The following is a 21,497-nucleotide window of genomic DNA, read 5'->3' as shown; positions in this document are numbered from 1 at the left end:
TCCCGGCCCGTCGCCGCATGGCGCACACACCCTCTGTTGCGCGAGCCGCCTCAGGCATATTCTGCATCTGGCCCTGCCGCCCAGCCGTCGTCACATCGACACAGGCGGCAGTCGCTTCACACTGTCGAATCGAACAAAAGGGAATGACCGTGAAGCAGAAGACAATGATGTTCGCCCTGGCCGCCGCTGCCGCTCTCGTCGCCGTGAGCGCAGTGCCGGCCGCCGCCACGACCTCCTCTTCGCAGTGGAACTACCAGGTGCATCCGATCGCGATCAGATCGCATTTCTCGCCAGGATCGGTGAGTCACGCGCTGCCCACCGGCCCGGCGGACTGCCTGACGGCCACCGACGGCGAGTTCGCGTGCCAGACGCCCGACAGCATCCGCGCCGCGTACAACATCCCGGCCGAGATCGACGGCGTGCCCGCCGGCACCGGCCAGACGATCGTGATCGTCGACGCGTTCGGCAGCCCGACGGTCCGCCAGGACCTCGCGACGTTCTCGCAGGCGTTCGGACTGCCCGCCGCCCATCTCAACGTCATGTACCCGACCGGCACACCGACGTGGACCGGCCACGGCACGCAGCTGGGCTGGGCGCAGGAGACGTCGCTGGACGTCCAGTGGGCGCACGCCGTGGCTCCGGGCGCGACGATCGACCTGATCGTCGCCGCCAACGACCACGGCAACACGATCAACCTCGCCGAGCAGTATGCGATCGATCACAAGCTGGGCACCGTGATGTCGATGAGCTTCGGCGTTCCGGAGTACGAGGTGCACGGCAACAACGGCCAGATGGGCCAGGCTCACAAGGTCTACGTCGACGCACAGAAGCAGGGCATGTCGGTGTTCGCCTCGTCGGGTGACGACGGCTCCGACAACACCGCGGGATCGGCCAACTACTCCTATCCGGCCTCGGATGCGCTGGTCACCTCGGTCGGCGGCACGAACCTGCTGTACGGCACGGATCTGGAGAAGAACGGTCTGCGCGAGACCGTGTGGGGCGACTTCGCCCTGTGCGCCACGACGTGCGCCGACGGCCCGATCGGAGCCACCGGCGGCGCGCCGAGCCTGCTCACCGCGAAGGGGGGATCGGATGTCGCGTACAACGCCAGCGTCTACACCGGCGTGCTGACCTACCTGGGATTCATGGGTGCTGACGCCAACGGGTTCTACTTCTTCGGTGGAACGTCGGCGGGCTCGCCTCAGTGGGCGGGCATCACCGCTGATGTCGTGCAGGCGGTCGGACACCGCATCGGCGACGTCAGCCAGTACGCGGCGTCATGGTCGGGCAGCGGCGCGCTGTATGACGTGACCGTCGGGGCGAACAGCACCCCCACCTTCTCGGGCGGCTATTCTGCGACCGCCGGCTGGGATCGCCCCACCGGCCACGGCACTCCCGACGTGGGCGCCATCATCCACGCGCTGGGCTGATCCTGCGCCGACACCCTCCGTGCTGGATGTGTGTCGCCTATCGGATGTGTGCCGCGGCGGCCGTGAGGCTGCCGCGGCACACACATGTGGACGAAGGATGCCGCTACCCGGCCGCTGCGAACACCTCGGCGGTGCGGTCGGCGGCCTTCAACGCCGTACCGGTCAGGATCACCACGGTGGTCTGCCCGTCGCGGATCGTCCCGTCGGCGAGGAAGCGCGCCAGCGCCGCGGCGGCGACCGCGCTGGTCGGCTCGGCATACAGTCCGCGCGCGGCGAGCCCCCGCAGCGCCGCGTGGATCTCGTCGTCGGTCACGGCCACCGCCGCCCCGTGCGAGCGCTCGATCGCGGCGACCACCTCGGGCAGCCGCACGGGACGTGCGATCGACGAGCCCTCGGCGATCGTGGGCACCCGCGGCCGGTCGGGGTCGCGCACAACGCCGTTCACCGCCTCGACGATCGTCGCCCAGTCGACGGGTTGGCCGACCAGCAGCCGGGGAACCGTGTAGATGGCCCCGGCATCCCGCAGCTCGCCGAAGGCGAGATCGCACCCCAGCACGATGCTGCCGGAGCCGGCGACCGTCACGATGTTGTCGGGCGCGCGAAAGCCCAGCTGCTCCCAGATCTCGTAGCCGATCGTCTTGACGCCCTGCAGGAACAGAGGATGCCAGTTGTGGCTCGCATACGGGATCGCGGCCGACTGCCGCACCGCCTCATCGCCGACCTCGTCGCGCGTGCCGCCGACCAGCTCGATCTCGGCCCCGTACGCGCGCGCCTGCAGGATCTTCGCCGGCGAGGTCGCCGCCGGAACGATGATCTTCGCGGCGATTCCGGCCCCGGCCGCATAGGCGGCCACCGACGAGCCGCCGTTGCCCGAACTGTCTTCGAGCACGCGGGTCGCCCCCCGGGACGCGAGGTGCGACATCATCACCGCCACACCACGGTCCTTGAAGCTCGAGGTGGGATTGAACCACTCGAGTTTGACGTGGATGCCGCGGCCCGCCCGCCGATCGGCGATCAGCGGCGTCCACCCCTCGCCGAGGCTGATGCGGTGCTCGGCCGGCACGGGAAGCATCGCGGCGTAGCGCCAGAGGGACCGCTCTGCGGTGTCGATCAGGGCGCGCACCGCCGTACCGGCCGCGGTATCCAGGCGGATCGGCGACAGCATCAGCGGCGATCCGTCGTCGCCGCGCCAGCGCGGATCGTCCAGCGGGTAGCGGCGGCCGGAGCGGTCGATCAGCTCAAGCGTGCGGAGGGCGTCGGCATCCATACCGTCATTCAACCGCGACGCGGGTCAGGGCCGCGCGTTCCATCGGGCGATCACGGGCAGGCCGTGCTCGAACCCGAGTTCGCTGATGCTGCCCGTGCTCAGCGCCAGCCGGGCGCCCTCGGTCGGGGGCAGGCCCAGCCATCGCGCGGCCAGCACGCGCAGAAAGTGCGCGTGCGAGAAGACCACGGCATCCTGCCCCTGCGACGTGACCTCGCGCAGTCGCGCGATCACGGCGTCGGCGCGCTCGGCGACGTCGTCGGCGGACTCGGCCGGCACCGGCTCGGGCGGCTCGGCCGACCAGATGGTCCACTGATGTCCGATCTCGGCTGAGATGTCTGCACTCGTGCGCCCCTCCAGCGCGCCGTAGTCCCACTCGACGAGGTTCGCGTCGATGAGCGGCTCGTCGAAGCCGGCGAGCACGGCCGTGTCGTGCGCACGCTTGCGCGGGCTGGACAGCACGAGGGCGAACCGCTGCGCGCGCAGCGCGTCTCCGACGCTGCGCGCCTGTTCGCGACCGGCGGCGGTCAGCCCGACATCGGTCGTCGAGGTGTGTCGGCCCGACTTGCTCCACGTGGTCTCTCCGTGGCGCACCAGCACGACAGACGGGCCCTCCGATGCGGGCAGGAACTCCGAGGTCATGATTCGAGCGTAGGCCGTGCTGCTTCGCGCGCCCGGGACGCGGCGCCCGAGGACGCCGCCCCCGCGCCGGTGCGCGAGACTGGACACATGGTCGATCAGCATTCCGCAGATGAGTTCGTCGCGAACTGGCGGGCGTGGCACGACGCGCACGAGAGCGACCGCGCGGCGCCCGACGGATTCCTCGCGATCACCGACGCGCACTGGCTGACGGATGCGCCGCAGCGGTTCGACGACGTGCCCGGCGCCTGGTCGACGGGCGAGGCGGGACCTGTCGTGGTGCTCGCCGACGGCGAGACGCTCACGATCGACGGGCGGCTCGTCACCGGCGAGCACGCGTTCGGCCGTGTCGTCAGCGGGGCTCCCGTGCGCGGAACGTGGGGCACCGGCGGCGGAACCGCCGTGGTCGAAGTCGCGAACTTCGGGGGGAACGCGGTGATCAGGCCGCGGCATCCCGACAATCCGACCCTCGTGCGCTACACCGGAACGCCGACGTACGCGCCCGATGAGAGCTTCGTCGTCGAGGCGGTGTTCACACCGTTCGACGAGCCGCGCGAGGTGTCGGTGGACACGGTCGTCGACGGCCTCGAGACGCTGTTCGACGCGCCGGGGACCGTGAGCTTCGACCTCGACGGGCCGCGGCGGCTGACGGCGTTCCGCGACGACGACGGACTGCGGCTGCTGTTCACCGACCGCACGAGCGGGGTGACGACGTATGCCGCCAGCCGCAACCTGCACATCGACGCTCCCGACGCCGACGGACACGTGCGCATCGACTTCAACCGCGCGGTGAATCTGCCGTGCGCATACACGGCGTCGGCGATGTGCCCGCTGCCGCCCGCCGAGAACCGCCTGGACGTGGCGATCGAGGCCGGAGAGATGATTCCGCGCTGACGCGTCCTGGGCTGCTCACGACGGGCCAGACTGGAGACATGACCCCGTCCGGCAGTGCCGTCGTCCGCATCACCACGCTGATCGCGCGGCCTGGCGAGCGGGAGCATCTGCTCGTCGCCGCGTGGGAGAACGCGTCGGCCGCGGCCCGGCAGCCGGGATGTCGCAGCGCCGAGGTCGCCGAGGACCCCGCCGATCCGATGCGCGTGCTGGTGATCTCGCGCTGGGACAGCGAGCGCGAGGCGCAGGCGTTCCTGGTCTGGCACAAGACCCTGGCCCATGCCAGCCTGAAGGCATTCACCGCCGAGCCGGTGGCATCCGTCCACTACAGAGTGGATGCCGCAGCCGCCCTCGCCGTGCACTCCGAGCAGTGATCCGAGCAGTGATCGGCGCAGGCCCGCGCCTCAGCCCATCGTGCCTTCGAACAGGCCGATCACATTGCCGTCCGGGTCTTCGAACACCCCCCACCAGCTGGTCTCGGAGATCGGGCTCTTGGGCGTGACCACGCGGCCGCCCGACGCCTCGGCCTTCGCCAGCACGTCGTCGATCGAGTCGACCTCGACCGTGCTGCGCGGCTGGGTGAAGTCGGTGGCCCGCTTGACCAGCGCACCACCGCTGGCGCCGTTCGGCCCTTGCCACATCGGATAGTCGTCGAAGCCCGGGACGTCGTTGATCTTCCACCCGAGCACCGTGTCGTAGAACGCCTTGGACGCCTCGAAATCACTGACCGGAATCTCGAGATGCGTCACATCGCCGTGTGCCATGGTTCCCGCTCCTCTGCGTCGTGGAACTGCGTCAGGGAATCGAGTCACCGTACGTCGCTGCCGCGTGTACGGCAAGAGGTCCGACCCGTGCATTTGCCCTGAGAATCGGGATCCAAAAACCATTACACACTGTAATAGTCTGGTACTGTAACGAGTATGGGACCCACAGTGCTCGACCGACTGCTCGAGATCAGCGCGCTGTTCCAGCGCGACATGCGATCCGCGTTCGCGGGTACGTCTCTGACCGAGACGCGGGTGCACGCGCTGTGGGTCCTGCAGCTTGCGGGCCCCGTGACGCAGCAGATCCTCGCGCACGAGCTGGGCACGACCGCGCGCAGCGTGTCGGCGCTGGTGCAGGCGCTCGAAACCCACGGCTATATCCTGCGCACTCCGCATCCCGACGATCGGCGTGCGGTGCTCGTCACGCTTACCGAAGAGGCCCGTCGGGTCATGACGCGCATGCAGCATGACCATGAGGCGCTCACCGCGTCATTGCTGTCGGCGGTCGATGAGGCCGATCGCCCGGCGTTCGAGCGGGGTGTGGTGGCTGTGCTGGAACGCCTGCGCACCCTCACGCAGACGGAGTCGGTCGCCTACACCGAGGTCGAGGATGTCGCAGACCGGGGTGGTGCGTCATGAGTGATCGCCCGGCCGGGTCGCGGCATCCGTCAACCGAACTCGAGCCGTCGCGTACGCGTCGCTCCGCCGCCTTCGCCAAGCGCGCCCTGCTGATGGAGCTGCGCGTCTACGAGAGCGTGTGGCGCATGATCGCCCGGCGACCCAAGATCGCGCCGGGTGCCGTCGGGTTCCGCTACCACGGACAGGTGCAGACGATCCTCATCGTGTTCATCGCGCTCTCGGCCCTCGAGATCCCGATCGTCGACCTGATCGTGAAGCGGTGGCCGCCGGTGCGGATCGGCTTTCTGATCCTCGGCATCTGGGGGGTGACGTGGATGCTGGGACTGCTGTTCGCGTACTTCACGCGACCGCACACCGTGGGCCCCGACGGGATCCGTGTGCGCGAGGGCATGGAGATCGACCTGCACGTGCCGTGGGAGGACTTCGCCTCGATCGAGCTGAAGTCGACGCGGGTCGAGAACGAGCCGGGCAAGCCGAAGATCGGGCGCGTGGTCGACGAGGACGGGGACCGTGTCTGCGCGATCCGGATCGGCAGCCAGACGAACATCGAGGTGCGGTTCGAGCACCCGCTCACCGTGCGGCTGCCCGGGCTCGCCCCGAAGGGAGGCGAGCATCGCGTCGACGCGATGCGGTTCTGGGCAGACGAGCCGAAGGAGCTGTTGGCGGCCGTGCGCGAGCACCTGCCGGCCGACTGAAGTGCTGGCGGCCGGTGATCACGTGCGGGAGGTGAACCGCCAATAGAAGCCGTCGGGATCGGTCAGACGGAAGTCAGTGAGGCCCCATTCGCGCGTGACCAGATCTTCGAGCAGCGGGATGCCCGCGGCCACGACCCGGTCGCGCTCGGCGCGGACGTCGTCGACTTCGACCACGATCTCGGTGCCGATCGGCAGCATCCGCAGGGCAGGATCGGCCGGCTCGCGCTCGGCGAGCCCGAGCCGCACCTGTCCGTACTGCATCGATGCGTAGCGCATCGGCGGACCCTCGTGTCGACGCGTCACGGTGAAACCCAGTGTCGTGTAGAACGCGACCGCGCGGTCGATCTCGGCGGGGAAGACCTCGACCCTCAGAGTCGCGGGCATAGTGGTCCTTTCGTCTCAGACGTCCGGTTCGATCAGGCGCGCGGCATCCCACTCCCGCGTCCAACCCAGCGTGTCGAACAGACCCGACAGCAGGATGGCCGTGAAACCCCAGATCAGGTGCCCGTCGACGTCGAACGCCGGCATGCGTGGGATGCGCTGGCCGCGCACCCGCTCGACGTTGCGGCGGTTCGCCGGATCGAGCAGGTCGCCGACCGACGCGAAGAAGACCTCGGCCGTCTCGGCGACGTCGGCGGCATGGACGGGGGACGGATGCCGCCACCAGGCCGGCACAGGAGTGACGAGGTTGTTGCTGATCGCCAACGGCAGTTCGGGCAGAGGCGCGAACAGTTCGAGCCCGCCCGGGTCGAGGCCGGTCTCTTCGACGGCTTCGCGCACGGCGGTGGCCGACAGATCGGTGTCGCCGGGCTCGAGCCCGCCGCCGGGGAACCCGATCTGCCCGGGATGGTGGCGGAGCGTGGCAGCACGCCGGAGCAGCAGGACGCCGGTGTCTTCGGGGGTGACGGCGGCCGGGGTCGCTGATGCCGCGGACGTCGCAGGTGCGGCGGTGGCGGATGTCGCGGTGGCCGATGTCGCAGTGGCGGCATCCCGTGTCGGACCGAACAGCATGAGCACGGCCGAGCGGCGCGCTGAGGCGGGTTCCAGGGCACCGCGGGCCTCCGTCATCCGGCGCCAGTCCACGATCGGCCCGGCCAGACCCGCCAGCGCGGCCCTGGCATCCTGCGCGCCGCGCCCGACTGCATCGCTCACGTGGACGTACGTTACCCGAGGCCGCGGACGCTCAACGCGTCGCGCACCTGCGTGTAGGCCTGCTCGTCGAACGCGACGATGCGCACATCGGTGATGCGCGTGGGCGTGGCGGCGATCGTGTCGATGGCGGCGGCGATGGCGTCTTCGCGCGGCCAGGCGTAGACGCCCGCGCTGATCAGCGGGAAGGCGATGCTGCGCGCACCGAGCTCGTCGGCGACCTCGAGCGACCGGCGATAGCAGGATTCCAGCAGCGACCGGTCGCGATCGCCGGCGGCATGGTTCGGGCCGACCGTGTGCACGACCCAGGTCGCTGGCAGGTCGCCGGCGGTGGTCCAGCCCGCGTCTCCGGTGGCAAGGCCGTGCGGAAAGCGCGCAATGCAATCAGCCAGGATCGCCGGACCGCCTGCGCGGTGGATCGCCCCGTCGACGCCGCCACCTCCGCGCATCGCGTTGTTGGCGGCGTTGACGATGACGTCGACCTGCTGCGCGGTGATGTCGCCGCGCACGGCGGTGATCCGCGGGTGCGCGGGCTCGCTCGGGGATGCGGAATCGGTCGGGGTCGAGGGTCCGCTCGGGGGTGAGGGCTCGGTCGGGGACATAAGACCAGTCTGGCCGCCGCGAGAGTACACGTGGCGGACGAGAATGTGGGTTTTCTCCGAGACCTCGTCCACCAGATGTACTCTCACGGGCGGAATACCCCAGGGGGGTATTATGTTCCGAGACAGTGAGGTACCGCTCCGAGGTGCCGGGGAGGCATGTGACCGACATGAGCAGCGACCAGGGCCGTCCCGCGGCCGATCTCGATGCGCCGTCGCAGGTGCACGCGCACGGCGAGCACGACCAGCACGCCGGCCACGACGCGCACGCCGGCCACGACGCGCACGCCGGCCACGACGCGCACGCCGGCCACGGCGACCACGTGGGTCAATTCCGCCGACTGTTCTGGATCAACCTCGTCATCGCCGTGCCCGTGGTCGTGTTCTCGCCGATGTTCGCGATGATTCTGGGCTACGGCATCCCGCCATGGACGTTCTGGATCGCACCGGTGCTGGGCACCGTGATGTACGTGTGGGGCGGACGCCCGTTCCTCGTCGGAGCCGTCGGCGAACTGCGCGCCCGGCGCCCCGGCATGATGCTGCTGATCGGCCTGGCCATCACTGTGGCATTCGTCGCGTCGTGGGGGGCGACGCTCGGGCTGCTGCACCGCGAGCTCGAATTCTGGTGGGAGCTCGCCCTGCTGATCGTGATCATGCTGCTCGGCCACTGGATCGAGATGCGCTCGCTGGCCCAGACCACCTCCGCGCTGGACTCACTGGCCGCGCTGCTGCCGGACGAGGCCGAACGCCTCGACGGCGACACGATCGTGAAGGTCGCCCCCGCCGAGCTGCGCGTGGGCGACGTGGTGCTGGTGCGTCCCGGCGCGAGCGTCCCGGCCGACGGCCGCATCGTCGACGGCCATGCCGATCTGGACGAATCGATGATCACGGGTGAATCCCGGGCGGTCAGCCGCAGTGTGGGGGATGCCGTGACCGCCGGCACGGTCGCCACCGACTCGGGCTTGCGGGTCGAGGTCACCGCCGCCGGTGACGACACGGCCCTGGCCGGCATTCAGCGGCTGGTCGCTCAAGCGCAAGCGTCGTCATCGCGCGCGCAGCTGCTCGCCGACCGTGCCGCGGCGCTGCTGTTCTGGTTCGCGCTGGGCTCCGCGATCATCACCGCGATCGTGTGGAGCCTGATCGGCAACCCCGACGACGCGGTGGTGCGCACGATCACCGTGCTCGTGATCGCCTGCCCGCATGCGCTGGGCCTGGCGATTCCGCTGGTGATCTCGATCGCGACCGAGCGCGCAGCACGCGGCGGAGTGCTGGTGAAGGACCGCCGGGCCCTGGAGAGCATGCGGACGGTGGATGCCGTGCTCTTCGACAAGACCGGAACCCTGACGCGCGGCGAGCCCACCGTCACTGCTGCCGTCCCCGCCCCCGGCATCGCCGTCGACGAGCTGCTGGCGCTGGCCGCCGCCGCCGAGGCCGACAGCGAGCATCCGCTGGCCAAGGCCATCGTGCGTGCTGCCGAACAGAAGGGCGTCGCCCGGGTCGCGGCATCCACCTTCTCGTCGTCGCCCGCGGTCGGCGTCACCGCGACCGTCGACGGCCGCGCGGTGCGCGTCGGCGGACCGCACATGCTCGACGAGATCGGGGCCGGGGAGATCGCCGAGGCGGCCGGCTGGCGCGGCGAAGGGGCGATCATCCTGCACGTGGCGCGTGACGGCGTCGTGATCGGCGGCCTGCGCCTGGCCGATGAGGTGCGGCCGGAGTCGCGCGAGGCCGTCGACGCGTTGCACGCGCTCGGCGTCGAAGTGGCCATGATCACCGGTGACGCCGAAGCGGTCGCCCGGTCGGTGGGCACGGAGCTCGGCATCGACCGCGTGTTCGCGGGGGTGCGCCCCGAAGACAAGGCGTCGATGGTGGCCGCGCTGCAGCGCGAAGGCAAGAAGGTCGCGATGGTCGGCGATGGTGTGAACGACGCTCCCGCCCTCGCGCAGGCCGATGTCGGCATCGCGATCGGAGCCGGCACGGACGTGGCGATCGCGTCGGCCGGGGTGATCCTGGCCAGTTCCGACCCGCGGTCGGTGCTGTCGGTCATCCAGCTTTCGCGGGCCGCCTATCGCAAGATGACGCAGAACCTCTGGTGGGCCGCGGGATACAACCTCATCGCGGTGCCGCTGGCGGCCGGAGTGCTGGCCCCCATCGGATTCGTCATGCCGATGGCGGTCGGAGCGGTCCTGATGTCGCTGTCGACCGTCGTGGTGGCCCTGAACGCCCAGCTGCTGCGGCGCCTGGACCTGCGGCCGGAGGCGAGCGTGCGCGCGACCCTCGGGCGGTGAGCCGTCGGCGGCCACAGGTGAGGGCGGTACGGTGAGAGGGCGACTGGCGAGGCCGGGTGACCGGCGGGGAGCGAACGACCGGCATCGACCGCCTGGGTGCCCGAACCGGTGCCGCACACCCGCGGCGCCGCACTCGAACACACCAGGAGGCGCCCGTGCGCTACGGCATGAATCCCCACCAGTCCGCGACGCTCGTCGGGGACGGACCCGCCATCCGCAGCGGCGCGCCGTCGATGATCAACTACCTCGACGCGCTGAACGCGTTCGCGCTGGTGCGCGAGCTCGATGAGCTCACCGGCCGGCCGGCTGCGGCATCCTTCAAGCATGTCTCTCCGGCGGGAGCAGCCGTGGCAGGAGAAGTGGATGCCGTGGCCCGGCGCCTCTGGAACGTCGAAGGCGTCGCGCCCGGCAGCCTGCTCTCGGCGTACGTGCGGGCGCGCGACGCCGACCCGAAGTCGTCGTTCGGCGACGTGGTGGCGCTTTCGCGCCCGGTCGACCGCGACACCGCCGACTTCTTGCGCACCGTCATCGCCGATGCCGTGATCGCCCCCGGGTTCGACGACGGTGTGCTCGAGGTGCTCAGCGCCAAGCGCGGCGGACGGTTCCTCGTGTTCGAAGCCGACGCAGCTGCGGTGCTGCCGACCCGCGAGCGCCGCGAGGTGGCAGGCGTCACCCTCGAGCAGGACCGCGACACCGCAGACCTCGCCGCGGCGCTGCCGGCGGGTGAGCTGTCGGATGCTGCGCGCACCGACGCACTGGTCGGAATGGCAACGCTGCGCTACACGCAGTCCAACTCCGTCGCATTCGTGCACGAGGGAGCGGCGATCGGCGTCGGCGCGGGGCAGCAGAACCGCGTGGACTGCGTGCGGCTGGCGGGCGAGAAGACCCGCACGTGGTGGCTGCGGCGGCACCCGCTGGTGGACGCCCTGCCGGCCGTGGACGGCATGCGGCGCCAGGATCGGCTGAACTGGCAGATCCGCTTCGCCGGGCGCGAGATGACCGACCGGCAGCTGCAGGAGTTCACCTCGCTGTTCGGCGCCGAGGCCGCAGCCCCCTATGACGACCTGGTGTGGCGCCGCGAATGGGTGCCGCGGATCGGCGCGGTCACGATGGTCTCGGACGGGTTCTTGCCCTTCCGCGACAACGTCGACCATGCGGCGGCTGCCGGGGCCAGGGTGATCGTCGAGCCGGGCGGATCCACCCGCACCGACGAGGTGGTCGCCGCCGCCGCCGAGCACGGCATCACGCACGTGCAGACCGGGTTGCGTCTGTTCCACCACTGAGCGGCCGCGGGTGCGCCCGGCGGCGGTAGCGTCGATGGCAGGAGGCAGCATCCATGACCGACGAGGCATCATCAGGCACCCCAGCGCCCGGCAGCAACTCCGCGACGACGGACGGCGACGCCGCACCGCGAGGCGACCGTGACATCGTGACCCTGTTCACCAAAGCGCTGCGGGCGCTGGGCAAGGCCGGTCGGCCCGACGAGGCGATGACCCTCGCCGGTCAGGCCTGGTGGGGGCTGAAGGACTCCGACCCCCGCGCGGCCGAGCGGGTGAACGGCACGATGCACTACCTGGCCCGGGTCATGGCCGGCGACGAGAAGCCGTAGCAGCTCACCGCCAGCGGTGAGAGGCTGGATGCATGACCCTTCTTGAAGACGCAGCCACGGCTGCCGCATCCACTCGAACAGCGCTCGATCCCGCCACCGTCACGGGATGGAACGCCGCGTTCGTCGCCGACCCCACCGCGGTCCGCGCGATGAACGCCGTCACCCGCACTGCCCTCGATGACGTCGCCGTCAATCGTGCACGACTGGTCGACACGCGGCGCAGCATGTCGCACCGCATCGACGACTGGGAGGCGACCAACCAGAAGAAGTCCGGCCGCTGCTGGCTGTTCGCCGCGCTGAACCTGCTGCGCAACGATGCCCGGCGGGTGCTCAAGGTCAAGAACTTCGAGTTCAGCCAGAACCACGCGATGTACTGGGACAAGATCGAGCGTGCCAACTACTTCCTCGACGACATGATCGAGCTCGCCGAGACCGATCCGGGAGACCGGCTGCCGGCGTTCCTGCTCGAGCAGCTCATGGGCGACGGGGGCCAGTGGAACATGGAGGTCTCGGTCTTCGCCAAGCACGGCGCGGTGCCCAAGGAGCTCATGCCCGAAACGGAATCCTCGTCGAACACCGGCCGCATGAACTCCTCACTGCGCACGCAGCTGCGCCTCGGGGCGCGGATGCTGCGGGCCGCGGTGGCGCGGGGAGCCGACGCCGCCGAGCTGCAGACGGTGAAGGAGTCGATCCTGGCCGACACCCACCGCATCCTCACGATCCATCTGGGGGTGCCGCCGACCGACTTCGAGTGGCAGTGGAACGATGACGACAAGGACTTCCACCGGGCCGGTCCGTTCACGCCGCAGACATTCCTCGCGGAGTACACGTCCATCGACCTGCACGACTACGTGTGCCTGGTCGACGACCCGCGGCCCGAGCACGCGAAGGGCTCGACCCTCACCGTCGCGCACCTGGGCAACGTCGTCGACGGCGACGAGGTCGTCTACCTGAACGTCGACATCGATCTGATGAAGCAGATCGCCGCGCAGACGATCGTCGACGGAGAGCCGGTGTGGTTCGGCTGCGACGTCGCGCCGCAGATGCTGCGCACCGACGGTGTGTGGGCCGCGGACCTGTTCGACTACGCCGGCGTGTACGGCGTCGACCTGTCGACCACCAAAGAGGAGCGCGTGCGCTTCGGCGAGTCGGCGATGACCCACGCGATGCTGTTCACCGGCGTCGACCTCGATGAGGACGGCACCGCGCGGCGCTGGCGCGTCGAGAACAGCTGGGGCACCGAGAACGGCGACAAGGGCTTCTACACGATGGATGACTCGTGGTTCGACGAGTACATGTTCGAAGTCGTCGTGCGCAAGGACCGTCTGCCCGCCGAGCTGCAGTCCGCGCTGCAGACCCAGCCGCTCGTGCTGCCTGCCTGGGACCCGATGGGCGCCCTGGCCTGACCCGCGCTGCCCGCTACCCCGCCCACCCCGCGAGTCCCGTCCCCTGCGGAACTCGCCGGGTCGGTCGGGCAGGCGGGCGGGGGCGGGCAGACGGCCAGCGGCGGATAATGGGCGGGTGGAGTTCCGCCCGCTGACCGACACCGATCTGGCCACCGCGCCGGACTGGTTCGGCGAGATCGAACTGCGGGCGGACGGTTGGCGCGACGCCACCACTCGGTCCGCGGTAGCCGTGGCGGACGACCGCATCGTGGCCGCCGGCATCATCTGGACCTCGCGCGCCCACGACGATCGTTTCTGGATCGACATCGTCGTCGATCCCGCACACCGCCGTTGCGGCGTAGGCACGGCGATGCACGCTCATCTGTCGCACCTGCGGGCGCGCGGCATCCCGTTCATGACCCGCGGCTTTGCGGACGAGCCTCGACTCGCGTTCGCCTACGTGCTCGGTGGGCACACGATCCAGGTCGTGCCGCCGACGCGGATCTCGGTCGAAAACCGATCCGTGCTGCGATCAGACCCCCGCGTCGTGGCCGCTGGTGCCGTGCCGTTCGCTGACGTGCTGCATGCCCACAGCGACATGTACGCGTGGATCCACCGCTCATGGAGCCCCGTGGCGGCCGGATTCGAGGATGCCGTCAATCACGGCTTGGACGAAGACCTCGATCGCGAAGCATCAGCGGTGGCGCTGGACGCCGACGGGCGGGTGACCGCGATAGCGGCGGTGTACCGCGACAGCGAGCGGCCGCTGCTGTGTGCTGAGACGACGCGCCCGGATGAGCCGGGAGGCGAGCGTCTGGTCGAGGGATGCGTGCGCTTCGCGCTCGATGTGCTGGCCGCCCGCGGCGTGCAGCGCGTCGACTTCGACGGGCACGTGTCCGATCCGCACTTCCTACCGAACTGGGCGAAACTCGCGCCCACCGGTCGCTGGTTCCTGCTGGTCGAGGTGCCGCCAGCGCTGCCCTGACCCGGCCCGACTCGAGTGATAGACCTGACCCGAATCCACCACGCCGCGACCGAAGGAGGCCACCATGCCCACATGGGCGACGGACGAACTCCAGCGCATCGGCTCGGACGAAGAGCTGGACGTCTCATCGCGCGTCGCGGTCGCCGACACCTCGACACAAGAGGCGGTGGATGCCGCGTACCGGTACGACACCCACCCGCCACTGATCGTGGCCACGGTGGTCGGGCGGCACGCGCACCCGACGACGCTGCGCATCGATCCGGCCTGACGTTGGTCAGTCGTCGAGCAGCGCGGCGGCGTACATCGGACGCGCGGCGTCGACGCTCGGCGGATGGAACAGCCCGGCCTGCGCATCACGGAACAGCCGCGACAGCTCGCCGGCGTTGCCGAAGCCGCTGCCGCCCGAGCACACCAGCGCGACTTCGGCCGCGCGGCGCGCAGCGGCCGACGCGTTGATCCGCGCCGAGACAAGCCTCAGCGGCCACCCCGCGCCGTGGTCGGCCAGTTCATCGAAGTCGCGGCAGTACGCGTCCAGCTGCGCGGGCACGGCCATGAAGTCCATCAGCGCGTCCGCCAGGCGAACTCGCGCCTCAGGCACCTCGGCGAAGCTCGCACCGGCCTTCGCGGACTTCCGCCGCTTCAGCCCGGCGGCCCCGAGCTCGAGCGCGCGCCGCGCGACCCCGGCGTAGACCGCCCCGATTAGCAGCTGGAAGTTGCTCGTGATCGCGAATGTCAACAGGTCGGGCACCCGGCCGGGTGCCAGGCGCCGAGCGACGCGGTCGGGGCGCATGCGCACGTCCTTCAGGATCGTCGCGCGGCTCTGCGACGCGCGCATGCCTAGCACGTCCCAGTCGTCCGAGACCGTGATGCCCCCGGCATCCCGCTCGATGAAGCCGTACACCAGCCGCGGATCGCCCGACGAGTCCAACCCGTGCACGATCAGCCGCGTCCACACCGGTGACAGCGACGTGAAGATCTTGACGCCCGACAGCAGGTATCCCCCGTCGTCCTGCGGCACGGCCACGGTGTTCGAGCCCTGCAGCACCCAGTCGTTCGACGGCTCGCTGATGCCGAAGGCGAAGATCTCTCCCGCTGCGGCCTCGTCGAAGACGTATGACAGCGACGCGTCGCCGCGATCGACCATGGCCTTGACCACGCCGGTGCACATCAGATGCATGTTGACCGCGAGCGCCGTCGCCGGCGCGGCACCGGCCAGACGCTGCTGCAGGCGCGAGACCTCGCTCAGCGACAGGCCTGCGCCGCCGAGGGCTGCAGGCACGAACAGCAGAAGGTATCCGCGCTCGCGCAGCTCGGCGAGGTCTTCGTCGAAGAAGCTGTTCTCGCGGTCGTAGACGGCCGCCCGTTGCCGGAACCGCTCCAGCAGATCATCGGGCAGGTACCGCTCGGCGAGCTGTGCGTGTCGAGCTTCTCGGTCGATCATGTGTGCTCCTTCCACTGACGGATGACGAGGGCCCCGTTGTGCCCTCCGAAACCGAACGACGTCGACAGCACGCTCTGCACCTGCTGCCGCCGGGCCGCGGTCACAATATTCCACTCGGGGAATGCGGGGTCGTCGAGGTTGATCGTCGGGGGCAGGATGCCGTGGCCCAGCGTCTGCACGGCGATGATCGCCTCGATCGCCCCCGACGCGCCGAGCAAGTGACCGGTCGACGACTTCGTGGCAGACAGCGGGATGCCGCGGGCCCGGGCGCCCAGCGCCGATTCGAGCGCGCGCAGCTCAGCCGCGTCGCCGACCTCGGTGCCGGTGCCGTGGGCGTTGATGTGATCGATGTCGTCGGGGTCGATGTGCGCGTCGACCAGAGCCGCGCGCACCGCGCGGGCGCCCCCACGGCCTTCGGGGTCGGGCGCCGTCGGATGGTAAGCATCGCTGGACGCCCCGAATCCGGCCAGCTCGGCGAGCACGCGGGGCGCGGCCGCGGCGGCCGGGTCCAGAGTCGGGTGCAGTGCCGGGTCCAGAGTCGGGTGCAGTGCCGGGTGCAGTGTCGGGTGCGCCCGTGCCGCCGCAAGACCTCGCGCCGCGGCGATCTCGGCGGATTCGACCAGGATCGCACCCGCGCCCTGCGCCATCACGAACCCGCGCCGACCGCGATCGAACGGCCGTGACGCGGTGGTGGGGTCAGCCTCGAAGCCCGTCGCCAGCGCGCGCAGATTGGCGTTCGATGACAGGTTGACCGCGTTCAGACAGTCCTCCATGCCGATCACGAGCACGGCGTCGGCGTACCCGTGGCGGATGCGACGCAGCGCCTCTCCCAGCGCGATCGCCCCGCTCGCGCAGGTCGCCGACAGGCCCTGTGCCGGTCCGGTGATGCTGTATCGCTGCGAGATCAGTGCTGCCGCGGCATCCGGAGCCCCATAGACCGAGAGTGTGAGCGGCACGGCGCGCGGACCGCGCGCGTCCAGGGCGCGTGTCGCGCTCTGCATCGCATCGATCGGACCGGAGCCGGTTGCCGCGATCACCCCGATGCGCTCGGGATCCCAGGGCAGCGCGGGGGTCGGCTGCGTCCGCGGGTGCGACGGTGCACCGGCCTGCCGGCTCTGCCCCGACTCGATGGCGCCCGCCTGCACGAGCGCCTGCTCGGCCGCGGCGATCGCCCAGTGCTGCACCGGACTCAGCCGCCGCGCGAGCGGGGGATCCAGGACCGACAGCGCGTCGAACCCGCGCACACGGCCGCCGATGCGCGCCGGCAGCCCCGCGAACTCGTCGCCCTCGAGCACGGTGACCGCGCTGCGACCGGTCGAGACCGCGTCCCAGAGGCTGTCGACATCCAGCCCGCTGGGCGTGACGGCGCCCATGCCGGTGATGACCGCGCGTGTCATGCCGCCTCCCTCTCCTCGCTCCAGGCGAGGGAATCTGACGAAACGAGGACGGAAAGTCGCATTCTGGTCCTCGCTGCGTGAGATCCCCTCGCTCCGCGCGAGGGCGCGCGCGCGAACAACAGAGTGGATGCCCGGGTCACAGGCGCACCGCCTCGCCGCGCGTGACCAGCTCAGCCGTCTCGCCGCGGCGGATCTTGCCGCCCACCGTCCGCGGCAGAGCCTGCAGGGTGTACCAGCGCCTCGGCACGAACTGAGGCGCGAGCCGCTCGCGGGCCCAGGCCTGCAGGTGCGCCTTCGGCGGCGCGGCACCCTCGATCACCAGCGCCACCACCGTGCCCAGTCGTGGATGCGGCAGCGTGACGGCACTGACGGCGCCGAGTTGCGGCATCCCCTCGAATGCGCGGTCCACGTCCTGCAGCGACACCTTGTGGCCGCCGGTGACGGCGATATCGCCCGCACGCCCGACCAGAGTCAGGCGGCCGCCGACGATGCGGCCCTGGTCGTGCACCGTGGCCCAACCGTCGGGTTGACGCAGCGTCTCGCGGGTCGTCGCGGCCAGGTAGCCGTCCGAGCAGGCTTCGGCGCGCACCCACAGGGTGCCCAGATCGCCGTCCGGCACCGTGGCGCCCGTCTCGTCGCGGATCGCGACCTCGACGCCGTCGTAGACGGAGATGAGCGTGCCGTCGCCTCCGCGGCTGTCGCCGATGAAGCCGATCTCTGCGGCCCCGTAATAGCTGATCAGCCGCACATCCGGCAGCACCTGCCCGAGGGAGTCCCGCAGCACGGACGACAGGTTCGCACCGCCGGTGACGACCAGCCGCAGCCCGGCGAAGGCCCGCGGATCACGGCGCGCGGCGTCGGCGAGCGACTGCACGACAGCGGGGACGGCCACGACGCGGCTGATCCGCTCGTCACGCATTCGCGCGGCCACCGAGAGCGGATCGAACGAATCAGCCAGGTGCACGCCGCCGCCCGATGCCAGGCACTCGATCACCGCGTACAGGGTGAGGCTGTACGAGACCGGGCCGGGTGCGAGGGTCGCCACGCCGGCCAGCGGCTCGAGGTGGGCGCTGGAGATCGCATAGTTCGCACGGTACTGTCCGCGGGTCTTCAAGAACGCCTTGGGGTGGCTCGTCGTGCCTGACGAGAACAGCAGCAAGAAGGCCTCGCGGCTGCTGCGCACGCGCGGTGCTGATCGAGGGCGGGCATATGCTTCGCGGCGCATGAACTCCACCAGCGGCAGGATCGTCCCGGTCCAGCCCGCATCGATCAGCGCTGTATGCAATTCATCGGAGTCGCTGATGACGACCCCGATGCCGCAGGCGAGGATGACGCGCACCTGATGCGCGAGGGGCCACCGCGGGTCGATCGTCGCCGACACGGCACGATAGCCGGCCAGCCCCGCAACGATCCGCGCGGTGTGGAACGCCGATGTGACGCTGACTGCGGTGATCGGGATGCCGCCGGTTTCGGCCGCGGGCCGCGGCGGCACCGTCTGGCCGCGGTGCAGGTCGTCGACCGCCGCGAACATGCGGCGGGAGTCGTCGACGAGCTGCGCGTACGTCAAACGACCGTCTGACCCGACGATCGCCGGCCGGTCGGGATGCCGGGCCGCGACGTCCAGGATCATCCCCGTGATCGGCACGAGACCTCCCTGTGGACCGTCCGGGCCAGTCTAGTTCCCGCGCATCCCGGCGATCCCGCGATCGGCCCGCAGTTTCAGCGCGGCGGCGCTCCGTGTACTCAGCGCGGCGGCGCTGTGGAGTCGCGCACGAGCAGCGTCGCGGGATAGTCGCGGAACATCGGCGTCAGGTCACCCGTGGCCAGCAGTGCGACGGCATCCCGTGTCATCTCCTCGACGGGCTGGGACACCGAAGTGAGCGCGGGCCACGTGTAGGCGGCGTCGGGCGTTCCGTCGAATCCGACCACCGATATGTCGCCCGGGATGTCGACGCCGCGCGAGTGCAGTCCCGCCAGCGCGCCGGTGGCGATCTGATCGGATGCCGCGAACACGGCCGTCACCTCTTCTCGGCGTTCGGCGAGCTGCTGCCCGGCGCGATAGCCGTCCTCGACGCTCCACTCGCTGTGCAGCACGGGTCCCCCCGGGAGGCCGGCATCCACCAATGCCTGCCGCCACCCGGCCTCGCGCGGGTCGAGCTGCGACGCGCTGCCGATGAACGCGATGCGCCGGTGGCCGAGCGTGATCAGGTGCTCGACGGCCAGGCGCGCGCCGGCGACGTAGTCGGTGCTGAGGGTGGGATGGCCCGGCTGGGCGCGGAACTGGTTGACGAAGACCAGCGGCGTCCGTCCCCGCTCGGTCACGCGCAGCTCTTGCGGTGTGAGCGCGTCGGCGCTGATGATGCCCTCCAGCGGCTGGGCGGTCAGACCCTCGATCTCTTCGACTCCCGAGCGCCGCTCGTGTGCGCTGAGGATCAGCACGGTCAGCTGCTGGGCCCGTGCGGCATGGTCGAGCAGCGATGCCATGCCCGCGAAGAACGGGTTGCGCTGATCGGGGACGATCAGTCCGATCAGTGACGACCTGCCCCGGCTCAGGGCCCTCGCTGCGGCGTTGGGCCGATAGCCGAGCTGATCGACCGCTGCCAGCACGCGGGCGCGCGCGGCAGCCGACACGGGCCTCTCGGACCCGGTCAGCACGTAGCTGACCACGGCGGGGCTCACCCCCGCCAGGCGCGCGACGTCGGCTCGGGTGACGGCCTTGCGCCCTGGGTCCATGATCCTCTCCCGTGGTGAGTGGGTGCACATCGGCGTGCGACCCGTGCAGATCAGAGTGTGCCGGTCGGCAGGCAGACCGCCCTGCGCAGATCAGTACGTGTCGACGCCGACACCGGTTGATGTCGACACGGGCCGGAGTGCGACGGCGCCGGGTGCGGCTCCGAAGTCGGGGACATCGAGTCGCTCTCCCCCGCGCCGGACCGAGTTGTGGGCGATGATACCCGGAACAGTGAAGCGCGCGGCGGTCCACGCGTTCACCGGCGGGGTCGTGTCGTTCGCGACGGCTGTGGCGAAGTCATCCACCAGGTAATGGTGACTGCCCTCGTGCCCGGTCGGCAGTGCGGCGAGTTCGGCCGGGATCCGGCTGCGATCGTGCACCGGCGCGTACCCCGACACGAACGCGGCGCGCAGTTCGGGGGCGACGCCCGACAGCAGGGGATCGTCCACGCTCATGCTGGCGTGCGTGGCCACCAGCGATGAGACGTCCTGCGCGCCCTCGCGTGTGTACCAATAGGCGGCTGTTGCGACCTGTTCGAAGCTGCCCGCGGTGCCGAAGTAGCGGAACCGCGACTCGCGGATGTGCGAGGGATACCCCACCCGGCGGAACTCGTTCGTGCGGAACGAACCGCCCGCGGCGACCTCGAACAGCGCCGTCGCGTTGGACACGTCGTTGTCGAACATGCTGACGTCGCGGTCGAACACTCCGTCGCCACGCGTGTCCGGGATGCCGATCCCCACCGCTTTGGTCACATAGGTGTCCCACACCGAGAGCACGCCGCCGATCGAATGCGTGGGGTACAGCAGCGGCGGATAGCTCGCGGTCGCCTTCCATCCCGCGCCGCCGCTGTACTTGTAGGCGTCGTAGAAGCCGAGATCCATGTCGTGGACGTAGTCGCCCTCGGCGTAGAAGAGGCGGCCCAGCTCGCCGGTGGCGAGCTTGCCCCGCCCGAACACCGCGGCCGGATTGTAGAAGCTCGTCTCGCCCATCATGTAGACCAGGCCCGTCTGCTGCACGGCGTCGATGATCTCGCCGATCTCGTCGACAGCGATCCCCATCGGCACCGTCGAGTACACGTGCTTGCCCGCCCGCAGCGCCCGTACGGCCAGCCCGGCGTGGGTCCACCGCTGGGTGAAGATGGCGATCGCATCGATGGCGGGGTCGGCGATCATGTCGTCGAACGAGGCCTTGGTGCCCGCCAGCGCGTACGTGGCCGCCAGTGCATCGGCGCGGCCGGCCACGGTATCAGTGACCCACACGTCATCGATGAGCGGGTGAGCGCGGAACAGCGGAGCGAAGTTCTGGGCGAACTGCCCGGCACCGACCATCCCTAAAGTGAAAGACATGACGAACCCTTCGAGGTGGAAGCGGCCATCGCGCACACCTCTGGCGACAGCATCCTCTTCCAGATGACGCGCGTCAAGCCGATGGCGTCCCGCGTGTGAGAGAGAGTGGTTTTGTTCAGGAAATACGGGAGCGAGGCCTCTTGTCAAGACTGCGTGACACGGGTAATGTCCCTGGAACACCGTGTGAAACCGGCGTCTTCCCCTTTCGATCACAAGGAAGTGATGGCATGACTTCACGCAGGGCG

The 21,497-nt window shown here is 70.2% G+C and carries 22 protein-coding genes; 11 read left to right on the top strand and 11 right to left on the bottom strand.

Annotation, left to right across the window (positions count from 1 at the left end; all coding sequences use genetic code 11):
- Positions 1 to 149 precede the first annotated feature (149 nt).
- Entirely contained in the window at positions 150 to 1,430 is a 1,281-nt protein-coding gene (locus tag QU603_RS16075) for a S53 family peptidase (RefSeq protein WP_308492394.1), read from the top strand.
- A 103-nt stretch (positions 1,431 to 1,533) separates the two neighbouring features.
- On the opposite strand, the gene QU603_RS16070 is transcribed toward QU603_RS16075, so the two are convergent.
- Both QU603_RS16070 and QU603_RS16065 read right to left on the bottom strand, forming a co-directional pair.
- Positions 1,534 to 2,697, bottom strand: a complete 1,164-nt coding sequence (locus QU603_RS16070; RefSeq protein WP_308492393.1) for a threonine synthase — start codon at positions 2,695 to 2,697, stop codon at positions 1,534 to 1,536.
- Between the two features lie 24 nt (positions 2,698 to 2,721).
- Complete coding sequence (locus QU603_RS16065) at positions 2,722 to 3,336, bottom strand: histidine phosphatase family protein (RefSeq protein ID WP_308492392.1); 615 nt, start codon at positions 3,334 to 3,336, stop codon at positions 2,722 to 2,724.
- Positions 3,337 to 3,423: 87 nt separating this feature from the next.
- On the opposite strand from QU603_RS16065, the gene QU603_RS16060 reads away from it, so the two are divergent.
- Both QU603_RS16060 and QU603_RS16055 read left to right on the top strand, forming a co-directional pair.
- Complete coding sequence (locus QU603_RS16060) at positions 3,424 to 4,227, top strand: DUF1684 domain-containing protein (protein ID WP_308492391.1); 804 nt, start codon at positions 3,424 to 3,426, stop codon at positions 4,225 to 4,227.
- A gap of 38 nt (positions 4,228 to 4,265) precedes the next feature.
- Positions 4,266 to 4,598: an antibiotic biosynthesis monooxygenase family protein gene (locus QU603_RS16055; RefSeq protein WP_308492390.1), complete on the top strand. Its 333-nt coding sequence runs from the start codon at positions 4,266 to 4,268 to the stop codon at positions 4,596 to 4,598.
- Between the two features lie 30 nt (positions 4,599 to 4,628).
- Here the strand turns inward: QU603_RS16055 and QU603_RS16050 are convergent, their stop codons facing one another.
- Positions 4,629 to 4,988, bottom strand: a complete 360-nt coding sequence (locus QU603_RS16050) for a VOC family protein (protein ID WP_308492389.1) — start codon at positions 4,986 to 4,988, stop codon at positions 4,629 to 4,631.
- Between the two features lie 156 nt (positions 4,989 to 5,144).
- Between QU603_RS16050 and QU603_RS16045 the strand changes: the two genes are divergently transcribed.
- Positions 5,145 to 5,627: a MarR family winged helix-turn-helix transcriptional regulator gene (locus QU603_RS16045; protein WP_308492388.1), complete on the top strand. Its 483-nt coding sequence runs from the start codon at positions 5,145 to 5,147 to the stop codon at positions 5,625 to 5,627.
- Complete coding sequence (locus QU603_RS16040; RefSeq protein ID WP_308492387.1) at positions 5,624 to 6,322, top strand: hypothetical protein; 699 nt, start codon at positions 5,624 to 5,626, stop codon at positions 6,320 to 6,322. Before QU603_RS16045 ends, QU603_RS16040 begins: the two co-directional genes overlap by 4 nt.
- Before the next feature lie 18 nt (positions 6,323 to 6,340).
- Here QU603_RS16040 and QU603_RS16035 read toward each other — a convergent pair whose 3' ends face one another.
- The 3 genes from QU603_RS16035 to QU603_RS16025 are packed head-to-tail and all read right to left on the bottom strand — an operon-like array spanning position 6,341 to position 8,073.
- Positions 6,341 to 6,706, bottom strand: a complete 366-nt coding sequence (locus QU603_RS16035; RefSeq protein WP_308492386.1) for a VOC family protein — start codon at positions 6,704 to 6,706, stop codon at positions 6,341 to 6,343.
- Between the two features lie 15 nt (positions 6,707 to 6,721).
- Positions 6,722 to 7,474 carry an NUDIX hydrolase gene (locus QU603_RS16030; RefSeq protein WP_308492385.1) on the bottom strand — a complete coding sequence of 251 codons (753 nt, stop codon included), beginning with the start codon at positions 7,472 to 7,474 and terminating at the stop codon, positions 6,722 to 6,724.
- 11 nt (positions 7,475 to 7,485) lie between these two features.
- Positions 7,486 to 8,073, bottom strand: coding sequence for an O-acetyl-ADP-ribose deacetylase (locus QU603_RS16025; RefSeq protein ID WP_308492384.1), 588 nt, complete (start codon positions 8,071 to 8,073; stop codon positions 7,486 to 7,488).
- Positions 8,074 to 8,240: 167 nt separating this feature from the next.
- Between QU603_RS16025 and QU603_RS16020 the strand changes: the two genes are divergently transcribed.
- The 6 genes from QU603_RS16020 to QU603_RS15995 all read left to right on the top strand — a co-directional run bounded on the left by QU603_RS16020 (position 8,241) and on the right by QU603_RS15995 (position 14,605).
- Complete coding sequence (locus QU603_RS16020; RefSeq protein ID WP_308492383.1) at positions 8,241 to 10,358, top strand: heavy metal translocating P-type ATPase; 2,118 nt, start codon at positions 8,241 to 8,243, stop codon at positions 10,356 to 10,358.
- Between the two features lie 56 nt (positions 10,359 to 10,414).
- Positions 10,415 to 11,641, top strand: coding sequence for a hypothetical protein (locus tag QU603_RS16015; RefSeq protein ID WP_308492382.1), 1,227 nt, complete (start codon positions 10,415 to 10,417; stop codon positions 11,639 to 11,641).
- 53 nt (positions 11,642 to 11,694) lie between these two features.
- On the top strand, positions 11,695 to 11,967 hold the full coding sequence (locus QU603_RS16010) for a hypothetical protein (protein WP_308492381.1): 273 nt from the start codon (positions 11,695 to 11,697) through the stop codon (positions 11,965 to 11,967).
- Between the two features lie 32 nt (positions 11,968 to 11,999).
- A complete protein-coding gene (locus tag QU603_RS16005) occupies positions 12,000 to 13,373 on the top strand; it encodes a C1 family peptidase (RefSeq protein ID WP_308492380.1) in 1,374 nt (457 codons plus the stop codon).
- Between the two features lie 115 nt (positions 13,374 to 13,488).
- Complete coding sequence (locus QU603_RS16000) at positions 13,489 to 14,337, top strand: GNAT family N-acetyltransferase (protein ID WP_308492379.1); 849 nt, start codon at positions 13,489 to 13,491, stop codon at positions 14,335 to 14,337.
- A gap of 64 nt (positions 14,338 to 14,401) precedes the next feature.
- Positions 14,402 to 14,605, top strand: coding sequence for a hypothetical protein (locus QU603_RS15995; protein ID WP_308492378.1), 204 nt, complete (start codon positions 14,402 to 14,404; stop codon positions 14,603 to 14,605).
- A gap of 6 nt (positions 14,606 to 14,611) precedes the next feature.
- On the opposite strand, the gene QU603_RS15990 is transcribed toward QU603_RS15995, so the two are convergent.
- The 5 genes from QU603_RS15990 to QU603_RS15970 form a co-directional block, all read right to left on the bottom strand.
- Positions 14,612 to 15,778, bottom strand: coding sequence for an acyl-CoA dehydrogenase family protein (locus QU603_RS15990; RefSeq protein ID WP_308492377.1), 1,167 nt, complete (start codon positions 15,776 to 15,778; stop codon positions 14,612 to 14,614).
- The gene (locus QU603_RS15985; protein WP_308492376.1) at positions 15,775 to 17,175 is read right to left on the bottom strand and encodes a beta-ketoacyl-[acyl-carrier-protein] synthase family protein; all 1,401 of its coding nucleotides are present in this window, start codon (positions 17,173 to 17,175) and stop codon (positions 15,775 to 15,777) included. The genes QU603_RS15990 and QU603_RS15985 overlap by 4 nt, the downstream gene beginning before the upstream one ends.
- 136 nt (positions 17,176 to 17,311) lie before the next feature.
- The gene (locus QU603_RS15980; protein WP_308492375.1) at positions 17,312 to 18,820 is read right to left on the bottom strand and encodes a class I adenylate-forming enzyme family protein; all 1,509 of its coding nucleotides are present in this window, start codon (positions 18,818 to 18,820) and stop codon (positions 17,312 to 17,314) included.
- 98 nt (positions 18,821 to 18,918) lie between these two features.
- On the bottom strand, positions 18,919 to 19,908 hold the full coding sequence (locus tag QU603_RS15975) for a LacI family DNA-binding transcriptional regulator (protein ID WP_308492374.1): 990 nt from the start codon (positions 19,906 to 19,908) through the stop codon (positions 18,919 to 18,921).
- 90 nt (positions 19,909 to 19,998) lie between these two features.
- On the bottom strand, positions 19,999 to 21,252 hold the full coding sequence (locus tag QU603_RS15970; RefSeq protein ID WP_308492373.1) for a Gfo/Idh/MocA family protein: 1,254 nt from the start codon (positions 21,250 to 21,252) through the stop codon (positions 19,999 to 20,001).
- Between the last annotated feature and the right edge of the window lie 245 nt (positions 21,253 to 21,497).

The organism is Microbacterium terrisoli (assembly GCF_030866805.1).
GTDB classification, from domain to species: Bacteria; Actinomycetota; Actinomycetes; order Actinomycetales; family Microbacteriaceae; genus Microbacterium; species Microbacterium terrisoli.
This window is presented reverse-complemented; position numbering and strand designations above follow the sequence as displayed.

Coding starts and splice junctions, on each gene's coding strand:
- QU603_RS16070 (WP_308492393.1), bottom strand. CDS start 2,697: ATGGATGCCGACGCCCTCCGCACGCTTGAGCTGATCGACCGCTCCGGC.
- QU603_RS16065 (WP_308492392.1), bottom strand. CDS start 3,336: ATGACCTCGGAGTTCCTGCCCGCATCGGAGGGCCCGTCTGTCGTGCTG.
- QU603_RS16060 (WP_308492391.1), top strand. CDS start 3,424: ATGGTCGATCAGCATTCCGCAGATGAGTTCGTCGCGAACTGGCGGGCG.
- QU603_RS16055 (WP_308492390.1), top strand. CDS start 4,266: ATGACCCCGTCCGGCAGTGCCGTCGTCCGCATCACCACGCTGATCGCG.
- QU603_RS16050 (WP_308492389.1), bottom strand. CDS start 4,988: ATGGCACACGGCGATGTGACGCATCTCGAGATTCCGGTCAGTGATTTC.
- QU603_RS16045 (WP_308492388.1), top strand. CDS start 5,145: ATGGGACCCACAGTGCTCGACCGACTGCTCGAGATCAGCGCGCTGTTC.
- QU603_RS16040 (WP_308492387.1), top strand. CDS start 5,624: ATGAGTGATCGCCCGGCCGGGTCGCGGCATCCGTCAACCGAACTCGAG.
- QU603_RS16035 (WP_308492386.1), bottom strand. CDS start 6,706: ATGCCCGCGACTCTGAGGGTCGAGGTCTTCCCCGCCGAGATCGACCGC.
- QU603_RS16025 (WP_308492384.1), bottom strand. CDS start 8,073: ATGTCCCCGACCGAGCCCTCACCCCCGAGCGGACCCTCGACCCCGACC.
- QU603_RS16020 (WP_308492383.1), top strand. CDS start 8,241: ATGAGCAGCGACCAGGGCCGTCCCGCGGCCGATCTCGATGCGCCGTCG.
- QU603_RS16010 (WP_308492381.1), top strand. CDS start 11,695: ATGACCGACGAGGCATCATCAGGCACCCCAGCGCCCGGCAGCAACTCC.
- QU603_RS16005 (WP_308492380.1), top strand. CDS start 12,000: ATGACCCTTCTTGAAGACGCAGCCACGGCTGCCGCATCCACTCGAACA.
- QU603_RS15995 (WP_308492378.1), top strand. CDS start 14,402: ATGCCCACATGGGCGACGGACGAACTCCAGCGCATCGGCTCGGACGAA.
- QU603_RS15990 (WP_308492377.1), bottom strand. CDS start 15,778: ATGATCGACCGAGAAGCTCGACACGCACAGCTCGCCGAGCGGTACCTG.
- QU603_RS15985 (WP_308492376.1), bottom strand. CDS start 17,175: ATGACACGCGCGGTCATCACCGGCATGGGCGCCGTCACGCCCAGCGGG.
- QU603_RS15975 (WP_308492374.1), bottom strand. CDS start 19,908: ATGGACCCAGGGCGCAAGGCCGTCACCCGAGCCGACGTCGCGCGCCTG.
- QU603_RS15970 (WP_308492373.1), bottom strand. CDS start 21,252: ATGTCTTTCACTTTAGGGATGGTCGGTGCCGGGCAGTTCGCCCAGAAC.